This is a genomic window from Ciceribacter azotifigens, from assembly GCF_048159625.1.
GTDB classification, from domain to species: domain Bacteria; phylum Pseudomonadota; class Alphaproteobacteria; order Rhizobiales; family Rhizobiaceae; genus Allorhizobium; species Allorhizobium azotifigens.
Window position 1 is genome coordinate 12,939 of the sequence record NZ_JBLQTA010000002.1, and the last position, 22,370, is coordinate 35,308.

The window sequence follows — 22,370 nt, forward strand, 5'->3', positions numbered from 1 at the left end:
GATGATGGAAGCACTGCGCAGGCTGACACGGCGACTGGGACGGGCGGGCACCTATAGCGTGCTCACCGCGCTCCTTCTTCTCGTCATGCCGCTGGCGCTGCCTCCGCTCGGCGTTCTCAGGGGCGTCGATCTCTTTTTCACCGAATGGCGTGCGGCGGCGGCACCGCGCGCGGCGGGCGGCAAGTTCGTCTTCGTCGCCATCGACAAGGGCAGCCTCGACGCGGTCGGCGTCTGGCCCTGGCCGCGCGATGTTCATGCGCAAATCGTCGACCGGCTGGTCGCGGCCGGCGCCGCCGATATCTTCCTCGACATCGATTTCAGCGCCCGCTCCACCGCCGCGGCCGACGACCGGCTGGCAAAGGCGCTCGCCGATGCCGGCGGCGGCGTCGTGCTCCCCGCCTTCGTGCAATACCGCGCCGCTGCCGGCGAGACGCCGGAGACGGTGGTCTCGCGGCCGCTCCCGGATTTCGAGGCGAATGCCTGGCTCGCCGCCGCCAATGTCGCCGCCGATCCCGACGGCGTCGTGCGCAGCCTGCCCCATGGCGTGATGCTCGACGGTCAGGTGGTGCAGTCGGTCGCAGCCCTGCTCGCCGGGGAGCCGGAGCCGCGGGCCGCGAGCTTCGGCATCGATTTCTCGATCTCGCCTGCGAGCGTGCCGGTCTTTTCCGTTTCCGATCTGCTTTCCGGCCGGGTGCCGGCGGATGCCCTCTCGGGCCGCTCCGTCGTCGTCGGCGCCTATGCGGCGGAGCTGAACGACGTCTTCGCCGTCCCCGTCTACGGCCTGCTCGGCGGGCCGATGCTGCATATCCTCGGCGCCGAAACGCTCGCGCAGGACCGCGTGCCCGTCCCCCTCGATCCGAGGCCCTATGCGCTCGTCATCGCCGGCCTCCTCGTGCTGTCGATCCGCTCCAGCCGGCCGCTGTCCGGCTGGCTGCTGCTGCCGCTTCTCGGATTGACGGCCGCCGCGGTCGAAGGCGCGGCCTTCTTCCTGCAACACCACTATTCGCTTGTCCTGCCGACCGCGGGCATCCAGCTCGTGCTCGCGACCGGCCTGCTGCTCTACCTCATCGAGCATGTCGACATCGGCCACTGGCTCGCCGCACTCGCCCAGCTCGAGAGCCGCAATTCGCAGACCCTGCTCCGCCGCGTGATCGACGACAGCGTCGACGGCGTGGTGATCCTCGACCACGAGGGCCGCCTCGTCGAGGTCAGCCGTTCCGCCGAGGCGATCTTCGGCCCCGGCCTTCATCGGGCCCTGCTTGCCGACTTCACCGCGAATGCGCCGCTGCCGATGCAGGCGGCGCTCGAAAGGGCGCGGCAGGAAAAGGGCTCGGCTCCGGTCGGCTTCGAACTGGAATTGCGGGAGGCCGGCGCCAGCCGCTATCTCGAGGGCCACGTTGCCGTGTCGCTCCTCGAAACCGCGGACGAGGCCGCGGACCCCGCCGATGTTCCCTATGTCGCCTGCGTGACCGTGCGCGATGTCACCGCCAAGCGCGCTTACGAGGAAAAGCTGAAGGCGCTCTCGCAATATGACGAGCTGACCGGCGCGCTTCGCCGCGACGAACTCGTCCGCCGGATGGAGGCCGCCGCTTGCGACGACTGGTCGGTCTTTGCGATCAACCTCCATCGTTTCGCGGCCATCAACATGGTGCTCGGCCGCTCGACCGGCGACGACCTCCTGAAGGCGGTGGCGGCGCGGCTCAAGGAGAATGCGCCGCGCGGCGCGCTGGTCGCCCGCAGCGAAGGCGACGGCTTCTCGGTCGCGGTACCCTCGGCAGCCCTTGCCATGCCGCCGGCCGAATACGCCGAGCACCTGATCGGCCTTCTGTCGCGCGCCTTCGTGCTCGGTCCTTCGGTCGCCGAGATCGGCGCCCGCATCGGCATCTGTGTTTCCGGCGAGGGCCGCGATCCGGCCGGCCTCGTGGCTGCGGCGGAAGCGGCGCTCGACCACGCCCGCAAGAGCGCCGGCTCCGGCTACAGCCTCCATGATTCCGATGAGGCGCGCCGCCAGATTCGCGCCCGGGCGCTGGAGGCGGAGATGAAGGGTGCGCTCGCCGCCGGCCAGTTCTTCCTGCTCTACCAGCCGCAGGTGGAGCTTGCCCGCGGCAGCCTTACCGGTGCGGAGGCGCTGGTGCGCTGGCGCCATCCGGAATTCGGCGTCGTCCCGCCCTTCGAATTCATCGAGATCGCCGAGGCGAGCGGCTTCATCTGCGAACTCGGCGCCTTCGTGGTCGAGGAGGCCTGCCGGCAGGCGACCGGCTGGCCGGAGAACCTGAGCGTCTCGGTCAACGTCTCGCCGCTGCAGTTCATCCGCACCGATATGGTCGCGGTCGTGAGGAAGGCGCTCGCCGAAAGCGGCCTTTCGCCCGAACGGCTGCACCTCGAAATCACCGAATCGGCCTTCCTCGAGGTTTCCGACGAGATCCTCGGACAGCTCGCCGCATTGCGCGCCCTCGGTGTGAAGATCGCGCTCGACGATTTCGGCACCGGCTATTCCTCGCTCGGCTATCTCGCCCGCTTCCCGCTCGATTTCATCAAGATCGACCAGTCCTTCGTCCGCCGGCTCGCGACCGACCCGGCGAGCCTGACGATCGTCGGCGCCATCAAGTCGCTCGCCGCCGGCTTCGGCGCGAAAGTGGTCTGCGAAGGCATCGAGGGCGAGACGGAATGGCAGATGCTCGCCGCCATGGGCTGCGAGGAAGGGCAGGGCTACTATTTCGGCAAGCCGCAGCCGGGCGAAGACATCCGCCTCGCCGCCGCCCGCGTGCCCGACCGCAAGCGGGCGTGAGGGTTTGCACGCTTTCTGACAAGGCTCGCCTTGTTTGATGCGGCTCCACATCCTCCGTCACCCCGGACCTGATCCGGGTTCCAGCAACGGCGCGTCTGCGCCGTGAACGAGTCCTTTTGCGATCAAGGACGTGATCGCACAGGATACCGGCTCGGAGTGTCTGCCACAAGCGGCCGAAAAGCTCAGCCAGAGGGCTGTCGGCGTTCTGAATCCCCCTCAGCCTTCACGGCAGGGAAATTGCATATGGATTTTGAGCGGCGCACGAAACGGGCTCCCTCTTCTCCCCAGCGGGGAGAAGGTGGCCCGCAGGGCCGGATGAGGGGGGCGCGAAGCGCAAAAGTTGTGCCGGGCAGCCCCCTCATCGCCTCGCATGCGCTCGGCACTTCTCCCCGAGGGGAGAAGAGGAGCCCGGCACGGAACCTCCCTCACGCCTTCACGGCGACGACGAAGAGCCGGGGAAAGCGCAACAGCCGCCGGCCGTCGGCCATCGGCGGATAGGCCCGCTCGATGCGGGCGGTGTACTCCGCGAGGAAGTCGTCGCGATGCTCCGCGCCGGCCGCATCGAGATAGGGGCGAAGCCCCGTGCCCTTCACCCATTCGACGATCGCTTCGGTACTTTCCATCGGGTGGTAGTAATCCGTGTGCCACAGGTCGACGCGGCGGGCATGGCGCGACAGCCGGTCGTAATAGGCGGCAGGCGGGGGGAGCGGCGTGCGGCGGAAGCGTCCGCCGGCGAAGACCTCCCGCCAGGGGCCGGCGGCCCCCGTCGCCTCCATCGCGCGATGGGAGGGCTCGTCGAGATTGTCCGGCATCTGCACGGCGAGCACGCCGCCCGGCGCCAGGTGCGCCATCAGCCGCTCCATCAGGGCCAGATGGCCCGGCAGCCATTGCAGCACGGCATTGGCATAGAAGAGGTCGACGTCGCGCGGCGGTTCCCAGGTCGAGAGATCGGCGGTGACGAAGGGTGTCTCCGGGAGGCGCACACGGGCCTTCGCCAGCATGTCGGCGTCGCTGTCGAGCCCGGTGACCGCGTGGCCGCCGAAGCGCTCGACGATGAGCGCGGTCGAATTTCCCGGCCCGCAGCCGAGATCGAAGGCGAGTTTCGCCTCAGCGAGCGGCACATGCGCCAGCAGGTCGCGCGCGGGCCGTGTCCGCTCGTCCTCGAATTTCAGGTATTGTTCCGCCGACCACACCATGATCAGAGGCTTTCGAGCGAGGGCAGGATGAGGTCGGGCGGAAAATCCCGGTACTCGTCGGGCATCCGGCTGCGGTTCACCCAGACGGTGCGGAAGCCGAACTTCTTGGCGCCGGCGGCATCCCAGCGGTTCGACGACTGGAAGGAGACCGCGTCGGGATAGAGCCGGTAGGTGGTGGTGACGATCTCGTAGACGGCGGGTGCCGTCTTGTAGAGCCCGATCGTATCGACGGAAAAGACGTCGTCGATCACCGTTTCGAGGGCTGCGTTCTTCACCGCCGCGGCGAGCATCAGCGGCGAGCCGTTCGAAAGGATCGCCACCCTCGCGCCGCGCGCCTTGATGTCCTTCAGCACCGCCGGCACTTCCGGATAGCAGTCGAGCGTCCAGTAGGCGGCCAGCAGGTCTGCCCGGAGCGTCCGGTCGACGCCCGGAAAGCGCTCGAAGGTATAGTCGAGCGCCTCTTCCGTCAGGCTCCAGAAATCGCGGTAGGCGCCCATCAGCGTGCGCACCCAGGAATATTCGAGCTGTTTCGCCCGCCACATCTCGGAGAAGATCTGGTGGTCCGGCCCCGCCCGTTCGGCATGGCGGCGCACCGCCGCATGCACGTCGAACAGGGTGCCGTAGGCGTCGAAGACATAGGCTGCCGTAGACATCGGTCCTCCTCCGCTGACGTCGCCGCCCGCACCGTTTCCGCCGGCCGCAGGTGCGGCGGGAATCACGGGAAAAGGACGATCATTCCGTGTGGCAAGTCTTACGTCCGGATACAGGCGGCGGCAAGACCGCGAGAGGCTGCAGACGGACGTCGTGCACGATCACGCCGTCGCCTCGTCGGCCCGCAGGCCCGCCACGTCCTGGTCGATCTCGGCGAGCGCCCGCTCGACATGGCCCTCGAAGACGAGGGTCGCCTCGTCGGCGACGACGGTGATCTTCGGCGTGCCGTAGATGCGCACGTGCAGCGACTGCTGCAGCCCTTCTTCGAGCCCGCGCGACAGGAGGTCCATGTAGCGCGTGCCGTGGCCGGCGATCGCCACCGGCATGTTGCCGAAGAGGCTCAGCATCCGCGAAAGTCCCTGGCCGATCGCAAGCCCCGCCTGGCGGAAGGCATATTCCGACATGCGGTGGCCCTGGCGGGCCCGAAGCGCGATCTTGTCCATCTCGGCGAGCGGCACGAACTTCGCCGGTATGGTATCGGGCGGCACTTCGAAGGCGGTTCTGAGGATGCCGTAGAAACCGGCCGACGCCTCGATGCAGCCGCGTGAGCCGCAGCGGCAGAGCTTGCCGTCGGCGGCGTTCAGCATGTGCCCGAAATTCGGCGCGCTCACCTCGATGTCGCCCGCCGCGCCCCGCCGGGCAATGCCGAGGCCGATGGAGTGGCCGAGCGAAAGCGCCGCGAGCGAGCGGAAGGGGGCGTCGCCGTCCCGGTCGGCCCGCCGCGCGAGCGCCTGCGCCACCAGCGGCGTCTCGTTGTTGAGCCGGACCCGCATCGACGGCGGAAGGGCGAGCTGGGCGGAAAAATCGATCTGCTCGTAGCCGAAGATCGGCGACCAGAGGAGCCGCGAGCCATGCGGATCGACCAGCCCCTTGCTGCTGATCGAGATCGCCGCGATGCGGTCGGCGTCGAGGCCGGAGCGGCGCATCAGCCGCAGCACCGCCTCGCGGAAGGCTTCGACGAACTGGGCGGTCGAGGGACCCGCCTCGTCGCGCGGCTCGTCGAAGCGGTCGATCAGCGTGCCGGTATAGTCGGCGAGCGAATATTGCAGCGTGTCGGAGGAGATCCGCACCGTGATCAGGTAGCGGTGGTCGCGCCTTCGGGCGAAGAGCACCCGCGGCCGGCCGCGCCCGCCGGAGACGTGCTGCTCGTGGCGTTCGAGCGCCCCGGTCCGCTCGAGGTCGGCGGTGATCGCCGAGACGGTCGCCGATGCGAGCCCCGTCGCCGCGGCGATGTCGGTATGGGCGAGTGGCCCGTGGCGCCGGAGCGACGACAGGACGAGCACGCTGTTCTGCTGACGCACCATTTCGGTGCTGGACTTCGTCAGCATCGGGGCTTTCCGGTCATGTCGGTCGTCTGCAGCACATGCTCCTCCCAAAGCATCCGGCCGGCGTCTTGGCAAGCCCTCGCCCCTGCCGGACGGGGGCTGTTGACAGCTGCGGAATCTTCTGCCAGTTATTTTCTCGACTGTCGAGAAAAACCGGTGAGACCGGCAAACGAGACAGTGATTTCCGCAGGGCTGAGAGGGGGGGAGGGAGTTCCACCGCCGGCCTGCATCCAACAGGGAGGCTTAAATGAAGTCCATTTCGAAGCTGATGGCATGCGCTGCCGTCATCGTATCCATGCATTCCGCCGCCGCCGCCAAGGACCTGGTCGTCGGCGTTTCCTGGTCGAACTTCCAGGAAGAGCGCTGGAAGACCGACGAGGCGGCGATCAAGGCTGCGCTCGAAGCATCCGGCGACAAGTACATTTCCGCTGACGCGCAGTCGTCTGCCGCCAAGCAGCTCACCGACATCGAAAGCCTGATCTCGCAGGGCGCCAACGCGCTCATCGTTCTCGCCCAGGATTCCGACGCCATCGGCCCGGCAATCGAAAAGGCCGTCGCGGAAGGCATTCCGGTCGTCGGCTACGACCGCCTGATCGAGAACCCGGATGCCTTCTACATCACCTTCGACAACAAGGAAGTCGGCCGCATGCAGGCCCGCGAAGTGTTCAAGGTGAAGCCGGAAGGCAACTACGTCTTCATCAAGGGCTCGTCCTCCGACCCGAACGCGGACTTCCTGTTCGCCGGCCAGATGGAAGTGCTGAAGGAAGCGATGGACGCCGGCAAGATCAAGAACGTCGGTGAAGCCTATACCGACGGCTGGAAGCCGGAAATCGCCCAGAAGAACATGGAGCAGTTCCTGACCGCCAACGACAACAAGGTCGACGCGGTCGTCGCCTCGAACGACGGCACCGCCGGCGGTGCGGTCGCTGCCCTCGACGCACAGGGCCTCGCCGGTTCCGTTCCGGTCTCCGGCCAGGATGCCGACAAGGCGGCACTCAACCGCGTCGCTCTCGGCACCCAGACGGTTTCCGTCTGGAAGGACAGCCGCGAACTCGGCAAGCGCGCCGCTGAAATCGCGGCCGAACTTGCCGGCGGCAAGAAGATGACCGAAATCGAAGGCGTGACCTCCTTCAACGGCGGCCCGAAGGGCGTCGCCATGCAGTCGGTCTTCCTCGCTCCGCTTCCGATCACCAAGGACAATCTGAACGTCGTCATCGACGCCGGCTGGATTTCCAAGGACGAAGCCTGCCAGGGCGTCAAGGGCGACGTCGCTGCCTGCAAGTAAGCACCCGAACGCGGTGTGATCCGAACCTTCGCAAGCGCCGCGACGCACCCCGTTGCGGCGCTTGCACAAGGTCGGTGCGAGGCGGACAATGGCGTCCGCAGTCGCTCCGTCGGCCGCTCGGGGGAGCGGGGCGGGCGCGATCCGGACCGTATCATCAGACCAGCCGCATGACGCTCCGGCCCCTGGCCGCATGGACGGCGGCTCTCAAAGAACAAGTGGGGAGAAGGCACCTACATGGCCGACATCACACATGCTACCCAGAGTAATCCCGCGCGAAACGTCAACGAGAGCGCGGTGAAGCGCTTCTTCCGGGCAACCGAGATCGACACCCGTCTTCTCGGCATGGTCGGCGCGCTCGTGCTCATCTGGCTCGGTTTCCAGCTCATGACCGGCGGCCTCGTCGACGGCCTGTTCCTGAAACCGCGCAATCTGTGGAACCTGACCGTGCAGACCTCCTCGGTCGCCGTCATGGCGAGCGGCATGGTGCTGATCATCGTCACCCGCAACATCGACCTTTCGGTCGGCTCCGTGCTCGGCTTCTGCGGCATGGTGATGGGGGTCATGCAGGCGAAGATCCTGCCGCAATATCTCGGCCTCGAGCATCCGGCGATCTGGATCCTGACGCTCGCCTCCGGCATGATCGTCGGTGCGGCGATCGGCGCGCTCCACGGCGCGATCATCGCCTTCCTCAACGTGCCTGCCTTCATCGTCACGCTCGGCGGCCTGCTCGTCTGGCGCGGCGCCACCTGGTTCGTCACCTCCGGCCAGACGGTCGCGCCGATGGATGCTACCTTCCGCCTGATGGGCGGCGGCACCGAGGGCTCGATCGGCGCCACGGCGAGCTGGATCGTCGGCCTCGTCGCGTGCCTCGCGATCGTCGCGGCCATCCTGAATTCGCGCAAGCAGCGCAAGCGCTTCGGCTTTCCGCTGCGCCCGGTCTGGGCCGAATATTTCCTCTCGGTGCTCGGCTGCGTTCTGGTGCTCGGCGCCGTCGCGATCGCCAACAGCTACTATTGGCCGACCAACATCGCCCGCAAATATGCCGATGCCAACGGCATCGCCTGGCCTGAGGGCGGCCTCCTGATCTCGCACGGCATCGCCATACCCGTGCTGATCGCCGTCGTCGTCGGCATCGTCATGACCTTCATCTCGACGCGCCTGCGCTTCGGCCGCTACGTCTTCGCCATCGGCGGCAACCCGGAGGCTGCCGAACTCGCCGGCATCAAGACCCGCTGGGTGACGGTCCGGATCTTCACGCTGATGGGCATCCTCTGCGCCATCGCCGCGGCGATCTCGACCGCCCGCCTCAACGCCGCGACCAATGCGCAGGGCGAGCTCGACGAGCTCTACACCATCGCCGCGGCCGTCATCGGCGGCACCTCGCTCGCCGGCGGCGTCGGCACGATCGCCGGCGCCATGATCGGCGCGCTGGTCATGCAGTCGCTGCAATCCGGCATGGTGCTCCTCGGCATCGACAGCCCGTTCCAGCGCATCGTCGTCGGTGTGGTCCTCGTCGTCGCCGTCTGGCTCGACACCGTCTATCGCGCCCGCGCCAAGTAAGAAGGAGTACGCTCATGTCGGAAAAACGCACTCCGCTGGTGGAAATGAAGAATGTTTCCATTTCGTTCGGCGGCATCCACGCGGTCGAGAACGCCTCGGTCGATCTCTATCCCGGCGAGGTCGTGGCACTGCTTGGCCATAACGGCGCCGGCAAGTCGACGCTGATCAAGATCCTCTCCGGCGCCTACCGGCGCGACGATGGCGAGATCCTGATCGACGGCGAACAGGCCGATATCAACAACCCGCGCGATGCCAAGAAATACGGCATCGAGACGATCTACCAGACGCTCGCCGTCGCCGACAATGTCGACGCCGCCGCCAACCTCTATCTCGGCCGCGAGCTGCGCACCGCCTGGGGCACGCTCGACGACGTGGCGATGGAGGCGAAGGCCCGCGAGGTGATGGGGAGGCTCAACCCCAACTTCCGCCGCTTCAAGGAGCCGGTGAAGGCGCTCTCCGGTGGCCAGCGGCAGTCGGTGGCGATCGCCCGCGCGATCCTCTTCGACGCCCGCATCCTGATCATGGACGAGCCGACGGCGGCGCTGGGACCGCAGGAGACCGCCCAGGTCGGCGAGCTCATCCAGCAGCTGAAGCGGGAGGGCCTCGGCATCTTCCTGATCAGCCACGACATCCACGACGTCTTCGATCTCGCCGACCGCGTCTTCGTCATGAAGAACGGCAAGGTGGTGGGGGAAGCCCGCACCGCCGACGTTACCAAGGACGAGGTGCTCGGCATGATCATCCTCGGCAAGTGCCCGCCGGCCGCAATCCCCGGCCCGGGCGCCATGCAGACGACCTGACGCCTTTCGGGGCGGGGGCGAGGGGCGCCCCGCCTCGACGCTCTCCCCCTCCGGGGGAGAGCCGCAGCACCGGTCCTCCCGTTTCGGGAAGGCCGGTGTCTTCGTTTCGAGCCGCCTTGTTGCGCCTCGGTCCTAGGTCTCCGGGCCAGCCGACCGCCGGGCGGCCCGCGCCATCGCGGCGGTGAGCGAGGGGAAGATGCGCGGGTCTTCCGACTGCGCCACGTTGAAGCGCAGGTATTCCCCGGCCGTCTGCGAAACGCTGAAGGCGTTGCCGGGCGCCAGAATCACGCCGTCTTCGAGGCAGGTGCGGGCGATTTCGGCGGCATCGAGCCCCTCCGGCAGCCGGCACCAGAGGAACATGCCGGCCTTCGGCGTGATCCACGGCTCGAGCCCCGCGGCCTTGAGTTGCCGGCCGACCCGTTCGCGGGCGGCGGCGAGCCGCACCCTGAGCGCCTCGACATGCTTGCGGTAGCTGCCGTCGGTCAGGAGCGACAGCACGAGCTCGGCGGAAAGCCGCCCGCCGCCGAAGCTGGTCGCGATCTTCAGGTCCGTAAGCGCCTCGATCCAGTCCGGCCGCGCGGCGATGAAGCCGCAGCGCACCGAAGCGGAGAGCGTCTTGGAAAAGCTGCCGATCGCGATCACCCGGTCGAGCCCGTCGAAGGCGGCGAGCCGCGGCGAGGGCACCTCCTCGAAATCGGCGAAGATGTCGTCCTCGACGATCGTCAGCCCGGCCTCGTCGGCGAGCTTCAGCAGCCGGTGGGCGACGACCGGCGAGAGCGTCGCTCCGGTCGGATTGTGGATCGCCGAATTGGTGATGTAGAGCCGCGGCCGGTGCTCGGTGAGCGCCTCGCCGAAACGCGCGATGTCCGGCCCCTCGGGCGTATAGGGCACGCCGACGATGCGCACGCGGTGGGCGCGCAGAAGGGCGATGAAATTGAAATAGCAGGGATCGTCGACGAGCACCGTGTCGCCCGGCTCCAGCAGGAAGCGGCAGACGAGGTCGATCGCCTGCGTGCCGGAGTCGGTGAGCATGATCTGGTCCGGCGGCGCCGTCACGCGTGCCTCGGCAAGCCGCCGCGCGAGAAGCTGGCGCAGCCCCGCAAGCCCGAGCGGCGTGCCGTAATCGGAAAGGCCTGCCTCCGGACCGCGGGCGGCGGCCCTGAGCGCCTTGGCAAGTGCGGCCTGCGGCATCCATGACGGCGGCAGCCAGCCGCAACCGGGTTTCGCGACCGTTTCACCGCTTTCGAGCGACTGCCGCGACACCCAGAGCGGGTCGATCTCGCGGTCGAGCCGCGGCCCGATCTCGGCAAGCGAGAGCGGTGCGAGCGGTGCCGAGACGAAGAAGCCGGCGCCGGGGCGCGAGCGGATCACCCCCTCCGCCGCCAGCCGCTCATAGGCCTCGACCACCGTCGAGACCGAGACCTGCTGGCTGCGCGCGAAGGCTCTCACCGAGGGAAGCCGCGCCCCCGGCGTCAGGCTGCGCGCGGCTATCCGTGCCCTTACCGCCGCCATCACCTGGTCGATGCGCGTGCCCGCCGTCTTCTCCGCCGTGCTGGAAACATCCATCCGTATTGTCCATCATACCATAACAGTTTCAGAAAATTGTACTGCACCGTCTCTGGTTCTTCCAGCCCGCGCGACGGAAAAAGACCGTCAGGACGAACGGAAAGGAAAATCCCGGATGCAGGCGACACGCAGCGGCTTGATGAATGGAATGGCGGGGGTTGCGATCTTCAGCGGCTCGCTGCCGGCGACGAGGCTTGCCGTCACCGGCTTCGATCCGGTCTTCCTGACGGTGGCGCGCGCGGCGATCGCCGGCGGGCTGGCGCTCGCCCTTCTCCTCCTGCTCCGGCAGAAGCGGCCGGCGCCAGGCGATCTCCTGCCGCTCGTCGTCGTGGCGCTCGGCGTCGTCGTCGGTTTCCCACTGCTGACGGCTTACGCGCTGGAGACTGTCACCTCCGCCCGCTCGGTGGTCTTTATCGGCCTCCTGCCGCTTGCGACCGCGATCTTCGGTGTGCTGCGCGGTGGCGAACGGCCGCGGCCGCTCTTCTGGCTGTTTTCCGGCCTCGGCAGCCTGCTGATCGCCGGCTTCGCCGCGGGGCAGGGGCTCGGCACCACCTCCACCGGCGACCTGCTGATGCTGGCGGCGATCCTCGTCTGCGGCCTCGGCTATGCGGAAGGGGCGGCGCTGTCGCGCCGGCTCGGCGGCTGGCAGGTCATTTCCTGGGCGCTCGTCCTGTCGCTGCCGGTGATGGCGGCGGTGCTGGTGCTGCGGCTGCCGCAAAGCTTTGCCGGCGTCAGCCCGGCCGCCTGGGGCGGGCTCGCCTATGTCTCGCTTTTCAGCATGCTGATCGGCTTCATCTTCTGGTATCGCGGGCTCGCGCAGGGCGGCATCGCCGCCGTCGGCCAGCTGCAGCTCCTGCAGCCCTTTCTCGGGCTGACGCTCGCCGGCCTCCTCCTCGGGGAGGAAGTGAGCCCGCTGATGTTCGCCGTCACCACCGGCGTCGTCGGCTGTGTCGCCGCGGCGCGGAAATTCGCCCGCTGACGCGGCGTCAGCGGATCACCGGCTCGCCGTGATAGCGCCGGCGCGACGGCTTCGAGACGCCGTAGGCCACCTCCATCATCAGCCGCGGACGCGCTCTCGGCAGCGTCCCCATGTGGAAGCCGAAGGGGTCCTCGACGAAGCCGGTGCCGGCCGGGCCGGTCAGCGTCATCACCGCGTCGCGGCCGTAATAGGCAAGCACCTCGTCCGCCGGATGGCCGACGACGGGCGTCAGCTGGTGCTTCAGCCGCCGCCGGCGATGGCTCTCGCGGATATAGACATGGGGGCCGGTATCGACGCCGACATCGTTGATGTAGAAGAAGAATTTCAGCATCCGCCAGTCGTCGAGATCGAAATGGTACTTGAACGACAGCCGGTTCAGGTCCGCCTCGCTCGCGCCCGCGGCCGGAAAGCTCCACCAGGTGCGGAGCGTCACCTGCTGCGCCTCTCCGCCGAGATAGTGCTGCGCCACCGCCTGCAGCAGCGGGTCCCGCTGCACGGCAAGCGCCGCCTCGCAGGAGAGCACCCGCTCGAAATGATGTCCGCTCAGGATCGGCCGGCCGAAGCGGGCCTCGGCCTCGCCGTGCTCGTCGGCGAGGAACTCGAGCCGCCGCTCGAAATTGCCGAAGCAGGGCGTCTCGCGGGCGAAGCGGCCGATCTCCTGATGGATTTCCGTCGGCAGCTGCAAGCCGGTGAAGATGCCGTCGCGGCGGATTCTTGCGGCGATCGTCTCGGCCGGCAGATCGCCGAACATCGAGCTCTCCGTCCCGCTCTCCGGCGGCGCCGGCCGCGCCGTCAGCCAGTGCGCCTTGCGCGCCGGCATGGTGCGGGCGAGCACGAACATGGCAAGCCAGGCGGGATTTTCCTTGAGGTCGGCGAGATAGGTCGGGATGCGGGCCGCGATGCGGCTGGCGAGGCCACCGTTCCGGGCGACCCATTCGAGGTCACGGGGGTTGGAGCGTTCGGCGTCGAGCATCCGCGGTCCTTCTTGCAAAAAAAACGCAATGAGGTTCTTGACGGGACAGGGTCGATCGGCCCCCGGGGCGGACAGGCCGGCCCTCCCGTGCCGCTGCGAGCACAAGCTCATCCGCCAATGTAGCGGAAATGTGGCAAGGCGCCCGCGCCCGCGTCTCTCCGGCTTTCAGGGGACAAACCCTTGAATTGGCACAGATGCAATTTCAGGGAATTTCGCTGTAATGATTGCAACTGGAGATAATTGACGTCTCCGCAAACCCGGCAGGAGGAACATCCGGTGCCGAAAGAAAAGCAATTCGAAATCTCGATCTTCGTTCCGCAGAAGGCGCCCGCGTTCGCCCCGATGCTCTCCCGCGAGGAGATCGGCGAACACGTGCTCACCAAGGGGTTTGCCGCCGCCGTCGGCGGCATCGCCAGGGTCGGCGCCGACAAGGTCGTGGAACAATGGCGTGGCACCGTCGACACGCTGGTCGGCCTCGGCGCGACCGTCTCCGAGCGTGCAGAAGGCTGGCATGTCGAGGAGATCGAAGTCGGCTTCACGCTCAGCGCCTCCGGCGAGCTTCTCTTCATCGCCGAAGCCGGCGCCGAAGCGAGCATCACCTTCAAGCTGAAGCCGAAGACGGCGGGAGCGTAGGAGGCCTAGTGGAGGTGGGTGGGTGCCGTCCCTTTCCCTTCACCCCTGCGGCTCGAACACCATCGCGTGGCCGTTGATGCAGTAGCGCAGCCCTGTCGGCTTCGGGCCGTCGGGGAAGACGTGGCCGAGGTGGCCGCCGCAGGTGCCGCAGCGGATTTCGGTGCGCACCATGCCGTGCGAGGTGTCGCGGTGTTCGGTCAGCGCGCCGGGACGGACGGGTGCGAAATAGCTCGGCCAGCCGCAGCCGGCGTCGAACTTGGTGTCGGAGCGGAAGAGCGGCGTGTCGCAGGCCGCGCAGCGGTAGAGCCCGTGCTGAAACGTGTTCCAGTAGGGGCCGGTGAAGGGCCGTTCGGTGCCGTGCTCGCGCAGGATATGGTATTGCTCCGCCGTCAGCTGCCCGCGCCAATCCTCGTCGGTCTTCTCGATCCGGGTCGTCGTCACGTCGTTGGTCATCACTCGTCTCCCTGTTCGTCCTGCCAAAGATAGGGCGGCGGAGCCGCCGCGACAATCGCGCTCGCATCGCCTCCCTCGGCGGCGGCACGCTTTGCCTGTATAAGGAGATGTGCGGAATCATCCGCAGTCGGGGAGACGGGCCGGGGAAGCCGAGGGGGCACTCTCTCTTCGGTTCCGGCTGCCGGTCTCTTCCGCCAAGAGGGGAAGCGTGCCATGCGGAATATCAAGCTTGCCTTGTGGGGAATACTGGTCCTTTTGAGCCTGCTCTGGCTCGCCGCCGAGCCGGATGTGTTCCAGTCGGAAAACGTCTTTGCGCTGCGCGCTGCGATGATCCAGTACAGCGGCGTCCTCGCCATCGGCGCGATGAGCATCGCGCTCGTCCTGGCGCTGAGGCCCGGCTGGCCGGAGACCTGGCTCGACGGGCTCGACAAGATGTACCGCCTGCACAGGTGGCTCGGCATTTCCGCCCTGGTCTTCTCGCTCGCCCACTGGCTCTGGTTCGAAGGCGCCGGCTGGGCGATCGACCTCGGCCTCGTCACGCGGCCGGAGCGCGGGCCGCGCCCGCCAATCGAAAACCCCGTCCAGCAATTCCTCGCCGGCTTGCGCGATCCCGCCGAAGGCCTCGGCGAATGGGCCTTCTACATCTCTGTCCTGCTGATCGTGCTGGCGCTCGTTCCGCGCTTCTCCTACTGGTGGTTCTTCAAGACCCACCGGCTGCTTGCCGTCACCTATCTCGTGCTCGCCTTCCATACAGTCGTGCTCGCCGAGTTCGCCTACTGGACGCAGCCGGTCGGCGTCGTGCTCGCCGTGCTGCTTGCCTGCGGCATCGTCGCCGCCGTCATCGTCCTCCTGCGGCGGGTCGGCATCAGCCGGCAGGCGATGGGCAACATCACCGCGCTCACGAAATATCCCGGCGTCCGCGCGCTCGAGATCGGCATGAAGATGGAGCCCGGCTGGTGCGGCCACCAGCCCGGCCAGTTCGCCTTCGTCACCTCCGACAAGGGCGAGGGCGCGCATCCCTTCACCATCGCCTCGGCGTGGAATGCCACCGACCGCAGCATTACCTTCATCACCAAGGCCCTCGGGGATTATACGAGCCGCCTTCCGGATACGCTGAGCGTCGGCCAGGAGGTCAGGGTCGAGGGTCCCTATGGCCGCTTCACCTTCGACGACGGATGTCCGCGGCAGATCTGGATTGGCGGCGGCGTCGGCATCACGCCCTTCATCGCGCGGATGAAATACCTTGCGGCGCAGCCCGACCGCCGTGGCGGTCAGGCGATCGACCTCTTCCACTCCTCGGCCGAGCTCGACGAGGATGCGTTTGCGCGTCTGACGGCGGATGCTGCGGCCGCGGGTGTGCGCCTGCATATCCTCGTCGATGCCCGCGACGGCCTGCTGACCGCCGAGCGGATCCGTGCCGCGGTGCCGGACTGGCGCGAGGCGAGCATCTGGTTCTGCGGTCCCGTCGGCTTTGCGGATGCACTGAAGCGCGACTTCGCCGGCCAGGGCTTCGACGTGAAGAGGCGCTTCCATCAGGAACTCTTCTCCATGCGGTGAAATGGAGCGGCTCGCGGGCTCGACCGCCAGCCGCGCCATGTATCGCCTCCCTCCGATTTCCGGGGGATAACGGAATTTTGCCCGTCCACATCAGGCGCCCCCCGCTTGCATTGGCGGGCGCATTTTCCAACACTGCCGCGCGAATGGCCCGGCGGCATGTCGCCGGCCGATAGCCCTTTGCTCTTGAGGCGGGGGCGTCTTTGCCCTAACAGGGTTGCCACTCCGGCGACGGCCGAAAGGTCCCGCCGCGCTGCGTGAAGAAGGAGAACAGATGCCCGTGGATGGAGTCGGCCTGACATTGCTCGCAATGCTTCTGCCCTTCGCCGGCGCGGCGCTCGCGCCCGTTCTCACCGCCCGACTCGGCCACAATGCCGCCTGGCTGCTGGCGCTGGTTCCGGGTTTCGCCTTCGTCCATTTCGCCGGCTTCCTGCCGGTAATCGCGGCAGGCGAGGTCGTCACCGGCGGTTATCCTTGGGTGCCGAGCCTCGATCTCACCTTCTCCTGGTTCCTCGACGGGCTCTCGCTCACCTTCGCACTCTTGATCACCGGCATCGGCACGCTGATCGTGCTCTATTCCGGCGGCTACATGAAGGGCCACCCGCAGCAGGGGCGGTTCTTCTCCTTCATCCTGATGTTCATGGGCTCGATGCTCGGCGTCGTCGTCTCCGACAGCCTGCTGATGCTCTTCGTCTTCTGGGAGCTGACCTCGATCACCTCCTTCCTGCTGATCGGCTTCGACCATGCCCGCGAGGCCTCGCGCCGGGCAGCGCTCCAGGCGCTGGTGGTGACCGGCGGCGGCGGGCTCCTGCTGCTCGCGGGCCTCATCTTCCTCTGGGACATGTCCGGCGTCACCCGGCTTTCGCTGCTCGTCCATGGCGGCAACGTGCTGCGTGAAAGCCCGTTCTATGCGGCGGCACTTTTCCTCGTCCTCGGCGGCGCCTTCACCAAATCGGCGCAGTTTCCCTTCCATTTCTGGCTGCCGAACGCCATGGAGGCGCCGACGCCGGTCTCCGCCTACCTGCATTCCGCGACCATGGTGAAGGCCGGCGTCTATCTGCTGATGCGGCTCAACCCGGTGATGGGGGCAACGCCCGCCTGGGAACTGCTGCTGCCGCTCTTCGGCGGCGTGACGCTCCTCGTCGGCGGGCTGCTGGCGGTGCGCCAGACCGACCTGAAACTGATGCTCGCCTATACGACGGTCGCTTCCCTCGGCCTTCTCGTGATGCTGACCGGCTTCGGCTCGCCCTATGCGGTCGAGGCGGCGGTGCTCTATCTCGTCGCCCATTCGATGTTCAAGGGCGCGCTCTTCATGGTCGCCGGCCTGATCGACCACGAATCGGGCACCCGCGACGTGACGAAGCTCGGCGGCTTGAGGAAAGCTATGCCGGTCACCTTCGCCGCCGCGGTGCTTGCCGCGCTGTCGATGGCCGGCCTGCCGCCCTTCTTCGGCTTCCTCGCCAAGGAGGAGATCTATGCGGCACTCGCCGGCGGCGATCCGCGCGCCATCCTCTTCACCGCCGTTGCCGTCGCCGGCAATGCGCTGATGTTCGCCGTCGCCTTCGCGGTGGCGCTGAAACCGTTCCTCGGGCCCGAGGTCAAGACGCCGAAGCACGCCCATGAAGGCCCGGTCCTGCTCTGGCTCGGTCCGGCGGTGCTTGCGCTTTCCGGCCTTGCCGCGGCCGTGCTCTCCGGCCTGTCGCACGCCTACGTTTCCTCGCCGATGGCGAGCGCCGTCGCCGGCGAGACGGAGACGGTCACCATCGGCCTGATGCCGCATATCGGCGTGCCGCTTGCGCTGTCCGTGCTGACGATCGCCATCGGCGTCGGCCTCTATCTGTCGCTGTCGGCCGTCCGCGGCGGCATGGCGCGCCTGCTCGAGCTGCTCGGGCCGGGGCCGGATCGCGGCTTCGACGCCTTCATCCGCGGGCTCGTCCGGCTCTCCTTCCGCGTGACGCGGATCGTGCAGGACGGCCGCCTCGACGTCTACGTGACGGCGACCTTCGTGCTGCTCGCCGTCGTGCTGCTGGTGCCGCCCTTCGTCTACGGCGAACTGCCGGCGATGCCCGCCTGGCCGGAGGATGTCGGCTTCCACCAGCTCACCTTCTTCGCCATTGCGATCATCGGCCTCTTCGCCGTGGTGACGGCCGGCGACCGGCTGACCGCCATCGTCTCGCTCGGCATCCAGGGCTTCGCCGTCGCCGTCATCTTCCTGCTCTTCGGCGCGCCGGACCTCTCGTTCACCCAGTTCATGGTCGAGACGCTCTCGGTCGTCATCCTGGCTCTGGTCATGACGCGGCTGCGGCTCTCGCCCTCCGATCACCGTCCGCTCCGCCAGGTCATCGTCGACGGCACCATCGCGATTGCCGGTGGCCTCGGCTTCGCGCTGCTTCTGCTGAAGACGACGCAGCTTCCCTTCAATGGCGCTCTCACCGATTTCTTCAACGCCTATTCGAAGGTCATCGCCCACGGCGCCAATGTCGTGAACGTCATCATCGTCGACTTCCGCGGCACTGATACGCTCGGCGAGATCTCGGTGGTGATGATCACCGGGCTTGCGATTCTGGCGCTGATCCGCATCCGCATCGCGCCCGTCCCGCCGGTCACGGCCGCCGTCGTCTCCCCCGTCGAGCCGGCAAAACCGCCGTTGAAGAAACGCGCGCGCAAGGAGGGCAAGGCATGAACACGCTGATCTTCCGTACCGTCGCGCCGTTCCTCACCGCGCTGATGATCCTCTTCTCGATCTTCGTGCTCTTGCGCGGCCACAACGAGCCCGGCGGCGGCTTCATCGGCGGGCTGATCGCGGCTTCCGCCTTCGCCATCTACGGCATCGCCTTCGGCGTGCAGGCGGTGCGCCGCGCACTCTGGTTCCACCCGATGTCGATCGCCGGCGCCGGCCTCATGCTCTCCTGCCTCTCGGGATTCGTTTCGGCGGCCTTCGGCGTGCCCTTCATGACCGGGCTCTGGATCTACCCGAGCTTCTTCGGGGTGGAGGTGCCGCTCGCCACCGTCATGTCCTTCGACGTCGGCGTCTATCTCGTCGTGGTGGGGGCGATCACCTCCATCGCGCTGGCGCTCGAGGAAAGGGAAAACGACTGATGGAAGCGCTGTTTTCCGGCCTCGTCGGCATCTTCTTCGCCGTCGCGCTCTACCTCATGATGTCGAAGCGCATCGTGCGCGTGCTGCTCGGCATCGCAATTCTCGGCAATGCGGTGAACCTCCTGCTCTTCACCACCGGGCGGCTCACCGCCGCGGTGCCGCCGATCATTCCCCAGGGGTCCGAGACGCTTGCCGCGGGTGCCGCCAATCCGCTGCCGCAGGCGCTCATCCTGACGGCGATCGTGATTTCCTTCTCCTTCTTCTGCTTCCTGCTGGTGCTCACCTACCGCGCCTATCAGGACCTCGGGACGGACGACACCGACGAAATGCGCGTGGCCGAGCCGGAAAACCCGCCGCTGCCGCCGATGGGATATTGAGTGTGATGATGCTGTTGACGGAAATGCCGGGTCGTTTCGCTTCTCGCCGTGAGGGGGTTGGTTTCTGATGGCCGCTTCCTCCTCCGTCGATCTCGCCCGGGCCTGGGTCATGGCGCCCGCTGCGGCGGACCAGTGGCTCACCATCCTGCCGGTGGCGCTGTCGCTCGCCTTCGGCGCGGCGCTGATGATGATGCGCCACACGATCCGCCTCCATGCGATCGTCGCGATCATCGGCCTTTCGATCCTCGTCGCCGTCGATCTTCTGCTGCTCGGCCGGGTGCTCGCCGGCGGTCCGGTGACGATGATGATGGGGCGCTGGCTGCCGCCCTTCGGCATCGCCTTTACCGTCGACGTCGCCGGCGCGCTCTTTGCCCTTGCTGCCGCGGTGGTGGCGCTCGCCGGTGCCGTCTACGCGACTAAGGACATCAATGTCAGCGGCCGGCGCTACGGCTTCTATCCCTTCCTGATGGTGCTGATGGCCGGCGTCTCCGGCGCCTTCCTCACCGGCGACATCTTCAACCTCTATGTCTGGTTCGAGGTGCTGCTGATCTCGTCCTTCGGCCTGCTGATCCTCGGGTCCGAGCGCGAGCAGATCGATGGCGCCCTCAAATACTCGGTGCTGAACCTCGTCGGCACGACGCTCTTCCTGATCGCCGTCGGCTATCTCTATGCGATCTTCGGCACCCTCAACATGGCCGACATCGCCCGCAAGGCGGCCGAGCATCGCGGCACCGCGCCGCTGATGACGCTCGGTGCGCTCTTCGTGCTCGCCTTCGGCATGAAAGCGGCGGCCTTTCCGGTCAATTTCTGGCTGCCCGCCTCCTACCACACGCCGCGCATCGTCGTTTCGGCGCTCTTCGCCGGCCTGCTGACCAAGGTCGGCGTCTATGCGCTGCTGCGCACCATGGTCATGCTCTTCCCCGTCGAGGCCGAGGCGCTTGGCCTGGTGGTCGGCATCGCCGCCGCCGCGACGATGGTGCTCGGCGCCATGGGCGCGCTCGCCCAGGCCGACATCCGCCGCATACTCGGCTTCGTCGTCATCGCCGGCATCGGCAACGTGCTGGCCGGTGTCGCGATCGGCGGCAATCCGGGGCTTTCGGCGGCGATCTTCTATGCGCTCCATTCGATCGTGCTGATGACGGCGCTCTACCTCTTGGCCGGTGAGGCCGCACGGATCGGCGGCAGCTTCTCGCTCTCCGGCTTGAGCGGCCTCTACGCACGGGCACCGGGCTTTGCCGCGCTGTCACTGACGCTGTTCTTCGCCGCAAGCGGCCTGCCGCCGCTGTCCGGTTTCTGGCCGAAGGCGCTGCTGGTCAAGGCGGCGATCGACACCGGCGCCTGGTGGCTGGCGGGTTCGATCCTCCTTTCCGGTTTCCTCATCACCATCGCCTTCGGTCGGGTCTTCCTCCTCGCCTACTGGCGGCCGGCGCCGGAGGCCCTGCCGGTGACGATGGAGACGATCGCGCTTTCGCCGCCGGTCGAGGCGCCGCGCTTTTCCGCGCTCGCGCCGATCCTTCTCCTGTCGGCCTTCGTCGTCTGGTTCGGCCTCTTCCCCGATCAGATGATCGGCTGGACCCGGACCGCCGCCGAGGGGCTCTTGAACCCCGCCGCCTATTTCCAGTCCGTCTTCCCCGAAGGAGGCGCGCAATGATCCTCTATGCGATCAACCTCCTGATGGCGATCGTCTGGGCCGCGGTCACCGGCAGCGCGACGTTGCACAACCTGATCTTCGGCTTCGTGCTCTCGACGCTGACGCTCGGCCTCATCCGCGAGCAGGTGAACGGCACCGGCTATCTCACCCGTTCCTTCCGCGTCGCCTCGCTCGCCTGGCTGTTCTTCGTCGAGCTGGCCAAATCCGCCTGGAAAGTGGCGGTCATGGTCGTCTCGCCGAAGGTCGACATCAAGCCCGGCATCTTCGCCTATCCGCTGACGGTGACGCGCGATTTCGAGATCACGCTGCTCGCCAACCTCATCACGCTGACGCCGGGCACGCTCTCGGTCGACGTCTCGGAGGACCGCAAGACGCTCTACGTCCACGCCATCGACTGTTCCGACCCGGAGGCCGCCCGCCGCGACATTGCCGACGGCTTCGAACGCAAGATCAGGGAGGCCTTCCAATGACGGCACCCGAAGCCATCATCCAGACCGCCTGCACCTTCGCGCTGATCGTGCTCGGCATCGCCTTCATCCTCACCGTCTTCCGCGTGGTCGTCGGCCCGACGCTGCCCGACCGCGTGCTGGCGCTCGACATGCTGGTCGGCATCGTGCTCGGCTTCATCGCCGCGTTTGCGATCCGCACCGGCTACACGCTTTATATCGACATCGCCATCTCGCTCGGCCTCGTCGGCTTCCTGACGACGGTCGCGTTTGCCCGCTTCATCCTCACCCGCGGGCTGGTCGGTGAGACGGCGGCCGACGAAACCCGGAAGGGGGGCTTGAAGGCCGGCAAGAAGACGAAGAAGCAGGCAGCGAAGGGAGGCAAGGCATGAGCGTGCTCTTTGCCCTCGTCACCGCGGCGCTGATCGTCGGCGGTGCGCTCTTCGCGCTGATCGCCGCGATCGGCATCAACCGTCTGCCGGATCTCTACACCCGCATGCACGCCGCCTCGAAGGCGGGCACCGTCGGCTCCGGCCTGCTGCTGCTCGCCGTCGGCCTGCATGCAGGCGACGTCGCAACGCTCGCCCGCGCGCTCGCCGCTTTCTTCTTCTTCATCCTGACGGCGCCGGTTTCCGCGCATCTGCTGGCGCGCGCCGCCCACAAGGTCGGCTATCCGCTGACGCGGATGTCCGTCTGCGACGATCTGAAGAAAGACGGTTCGTGACGCATTTCCGCCGGCGGATTTTGCGGTTCCATTTGCAGTGCGAAAGCACAAGCGTCGCAATTGCTCTGAAATAGAGCGGAATTTTGACTGCGCCCAATGGGTAAAAATAGTAATTGGATATTCGGCGAAACAATGATAATCGCTGAAGTGGAGCACTGGACTTGAGAACTGGCGTTCCGAGGTTGTGTCGAAAATCTTCCGCAAGTTATTTTTGCAGGAATACTGCAACAGGTTGATTTTCTAATGCAGC

20 protein-coding genes are annotated in these 22,370 nt (G+C 67.2%); 14 read left to right on the forward strand and 6 right to left on the reverse strand.

What is annotated here, in order from left to right:
- The first annotated feature begins 1 nt into the window (after position 1).
- The gene (locus ACM6UT_RS02975) at positions 2 to 2,788 is read left to right on the forward strand and encodes an EAL domain-containing protein (RefSeq protein ID WP_416795891.1); all 2,787 of its coding nucleotides are present in this window, start codon (positions 2 to 4) and stop codon (positions 2,786 to 2,788) included.
- A 425-nt stretch (positions 2,789 to 3,213) separates the two neighbouring features.
- On the opposite strand, the gene tam is transcribed toward ACM6UT_RS02975, so the two are convergent.
- The 3 genes from tam to ACM6UT_RS02990 all read right to left on the reverse strand — a co-directional run bounded on the left by tam (position 3,214) and on the right by ACM6UT_RS02990 (position 6,023).
- A complete protein-coding gene (gene tam, locus ACM6UT_RS02980) occupies positions 3,214 to 3,984 on the reverse strand; it encodes a trans-aconitate 2-methyltransferase (protein ID WP_416795892.1) in 771 nt (256 codons plus the stop codon).
- Positions 3,985 to 3,986: 2 nt separating this feature from the next.
- A complete protein-coding gene (locus tag ACM6UT_RS02985) occupies positions 3,987 to 4,637 on the reverse strand; it encodes a haloacid dehalogenase type II (RefSeq protein ID WP_416795893.1) in 651 nt (216 codons plus the stop codon).
- Between the two features lie 159 nt (positions 4,638 to 4,796).
- A complete protein-coding gene (locus ACM6UT_RS02990; protein WP_416795894.1) occupies positions 4,797 to 6,023 on the reverse strand; it encodes an ROK family transcriptional regulator in 1,227 nt (408 codons plus the stop codon).
- A 244-nt stretch (positions 6,024 to 6,267) separates the two neighbouring features.
- Between ACM6UT_RS02990 and xylF the strand changes: the two genes are divergently transcribed.
- From xylF to ACM6UT_RS03005, 3 genes are all read left to right on the forward strand, one after another.
- Positions 6,268 to 7,305, forward strand: a complete 1,038-nt coding sequence (xylF, locus tag ACM6UT_RS02995) for a D-xylose ABC transporter substrate-binding protein (RefSeq protein ID WP_416795895.1) — start codon at positions 6,268 to 6,270, stop codon at positions 7,303 to 7,305.
- A 234-nt stretch (positions 7,306 to 7,539) separates the two neighbouring features.
- The gene (locus tag ACM6UT_RS03000; RefSeq protein WP_416795896.1) at positions 7,540 to 8,865 is read left to right on the forward strand and encodes a sugar ABC transporter permease; all 1,326 of its coding nucleotides are present in this window, start codon (positions 7,540 to 7,542) and stop codon (positions 8,863 to 8,865) included.
- Between the two features lie 14 nt (positions 8,866 to 8,879).
- The gene (locus ACM6UT_RS03005) at positions 8,880 to 9,665 is read left to right on the forward strand and encodes an ATP-binding cassette domain-containing protein (protein ID WP_416795897.1); all 786 of its coding nucleotides are present in this window, start codon (positions 8,880 to 8,882) and stop codon (positions 9,663 to 9,665) included.
- A gap of 132 nt (positions 9,666 to 9,797) precedes the next feature.
- Here ACM6UT_RS03005 and ACM6UT_RS03010 read toward each other — a convergent pair whose 3' ends face one another.
- Positions 9,798 to 11,231 (reverse strand): aminotransferase-like domain-containing protein, encoded by a 1,434-nt coding sequence (locus tag ACM6UT_RS03010; protein ID WP_416795898.1) that lies wholly within the window; start codon positions 11,229 to 11,231, stop codon positions 9,798 to 9,800.
- A 115-nt stretch (positions 11,232 to 11,346) separates the two neighbouring features.
- Here ACM6UT_RS03010 and ACM6UT_RS03015 point away from each other — a divergent pair, with 115 nt between their 5' ends.
- Positions 11,347 to 12,210: a DMT family transporter gene (locus tag ACM6UT_RS03015; protein WP_416795899.1), complete on the forward strand. Its 864-nt coding sequence runs from the start codon at positions 11,347 to 11,349 to the stop codon at positions 12,208 to 12,210.
- Positions 12,211 to 12,217: 7 nt separating this feature from the next.
- On the opposite strand, the gene ACM6UT_RS03020 is transcribed toward ACM6UT_RS03015, so the two are convergent.
- Positions 12,218 to 13,183 carry a hypothetical protein gene (locus ACM6UT_RS03020; protein ID WP_416795900.1) on the reverse strand — a complete coding sequence of 322 codons (966 nt, stop codon included), beginning with the start codon at positions 13,181 to 13,183 and terminating at the stop codon, positions 12,218 to 12,220.
- Between the two features lie 276 nt (positions 13,184 to 13,459).
- Here ACM6UT_RS03020 and ACM6UT_RS03025 point away from each other — a divergent pair, with 276 nt between their 5' ends.
- Positions 13,460 to 13,816 (forward strand): Pepco domain-containing protein, encoded by a 357-nt coding sequence (locus tag ACM6UT_RS03025; RefSeq protein ID WP_416795901.1) that lies wholly within the window; start codon positions 13,460 to 13,462, stop codon positions 13,814 to 13,816.
- Positions 13,817 to 13,855: 39 nt separating this feature from the next.
- Here the strand turns inward: ACM6UT_RS03025 and msrB are convergent, their stop codons facing one another.
- Positions 13,856 to 14,269: a peptide-methionine (R)-S-oxide reductase MsrB gene (gene msrB, locus ACM6UT_RS03030; RefSeq protein ID WP_416795902.1), complete on the reverse strand. Its 414-nt coding sequence runs from the start codon at positions 14,267 to 14,269 to the stop codon at positions 13,856 to 13,858.
- 213 nt (positions 14,270 to 14,482) lie between these two features.
- Between msrB and ACM6UT_RS03035 the strand changes: the two genes are divergently transcribed.
- The 8 genes from ACM6UT_RS03035 to mnhG all read left to right on the forward strand — a co-directional run bounded on the left by ACM6UT_RS03035 (position 14,483) and on the right by mnhG (position 22,120).
- Entirely contained in the window at positions 14,483 to 15,826 is a 1,344-nt protein-coding gene (locus tag ACM6UT_RS03035; RefSeq protein ID WP_416795903.1) for a ferredoxin reductase family protein, read from the forward strand.
- A gap of 271 nt (positions 15,827 to 16,097) precedes the next feature.
- Entirely contained in the window at positions 16,098 to 18,506 is a 2,409-nt protein-coding gene (locus ACM6UT_RS03040; protein WP_416795904.1) for a putative monovalent cation/H+ antiporter subunit A, read from the forward strand.
- Positions 18,503 to 18,922: a Na+/H+ antiporter subunit B gene (locus ACM6UT_RS03045; protein ID WP_416795905.1), complete on the forward strand. Its 420-nt coding sequence runs from the start codon at positions 18,503 to 18,505 to the stop codon at positions 18,920 to 18,922. The genes ACM6UT_RS03040 and ACM6UT_RS03045 overlap by 4 nt, the downstream gene beginning before the upstream one ends.
- Positions 18,922 to 19,299: a Na+/H+ antiporter subunit C gene (locus ACM6UT_RS03050; RefSeq protein ID WP_416795906.1), complete on the forward strand. Its 378-nt coding sequence runs from the start codon at positions 18,922 to 18,924 to the stop codon at positions 19,297 to 19,299. The genes ACM6UT_RS03045 and ACM6UT_RS03050 overlap by 1 nt, the downstream gene beginning before the upstream one ends.
- Positions 19,300 to 19,366: 67 nt before the next feature.
- A complete protein-coding gene (locus ACM6UT_RS03055) occupies positions 19,367 to 20,950 on the forward strand; it encodes a Na+/H+ antiporter subunit D (protein ID WP_416795907.1) in 1,584 nt (527 codons plus the stop codon).
- On the forward strand, positions 20,947 to 21,420 hold the full coding sequence (locus tag ACM6UT_RS03060) for a Na+/H+ antiporter subunit E (RefSeq protein ID WP_416795908.1): 474 nt from the start codon (positions 20,947 to 20,949) through the stop codon (positions 21,418 to 21,420). The genes ACM6UT_RS03055 and ACM6UT_RS03060 overlap by 4 nt, the downstream gene beginning before the upstream one ends.
- Positions 21,417 to 21,788 (forward strand): cation:proton antiporter, encoded by a 372-nt coding sequence (locus ACM6UT_RS03065; RefSeq protein ID WP_416795910.1) that lies wholly within the window; start codon positions 21,417 to 21,419, stop codon positions 21,786 to 21,788. Before ACM6UT_RS03060 ends, ACM6UT_RS03065 begins: the two co-directional genes overlap by 4 nt.
- Positions 21,785 to 22,120: a monovalent cation/H(+) antiporter subunit G gene (mnhG, locus tag ACM6UT_RS03070; protein ID WP_416795911.1), complete on the forward strand. Its 336-nt coding sequence runs from the start codon at positions 21,785 to 21,787 to the stop codon at positions 22,118 to 22,120. The genes ACM6UT_RS03065 and mnhG overlap by 4 nt, the downstream gene beginning before the upstream one ends.
- The last annotated feature ends 250 nt before the right edge of the window (positions 22,121 to 22,370 follow it).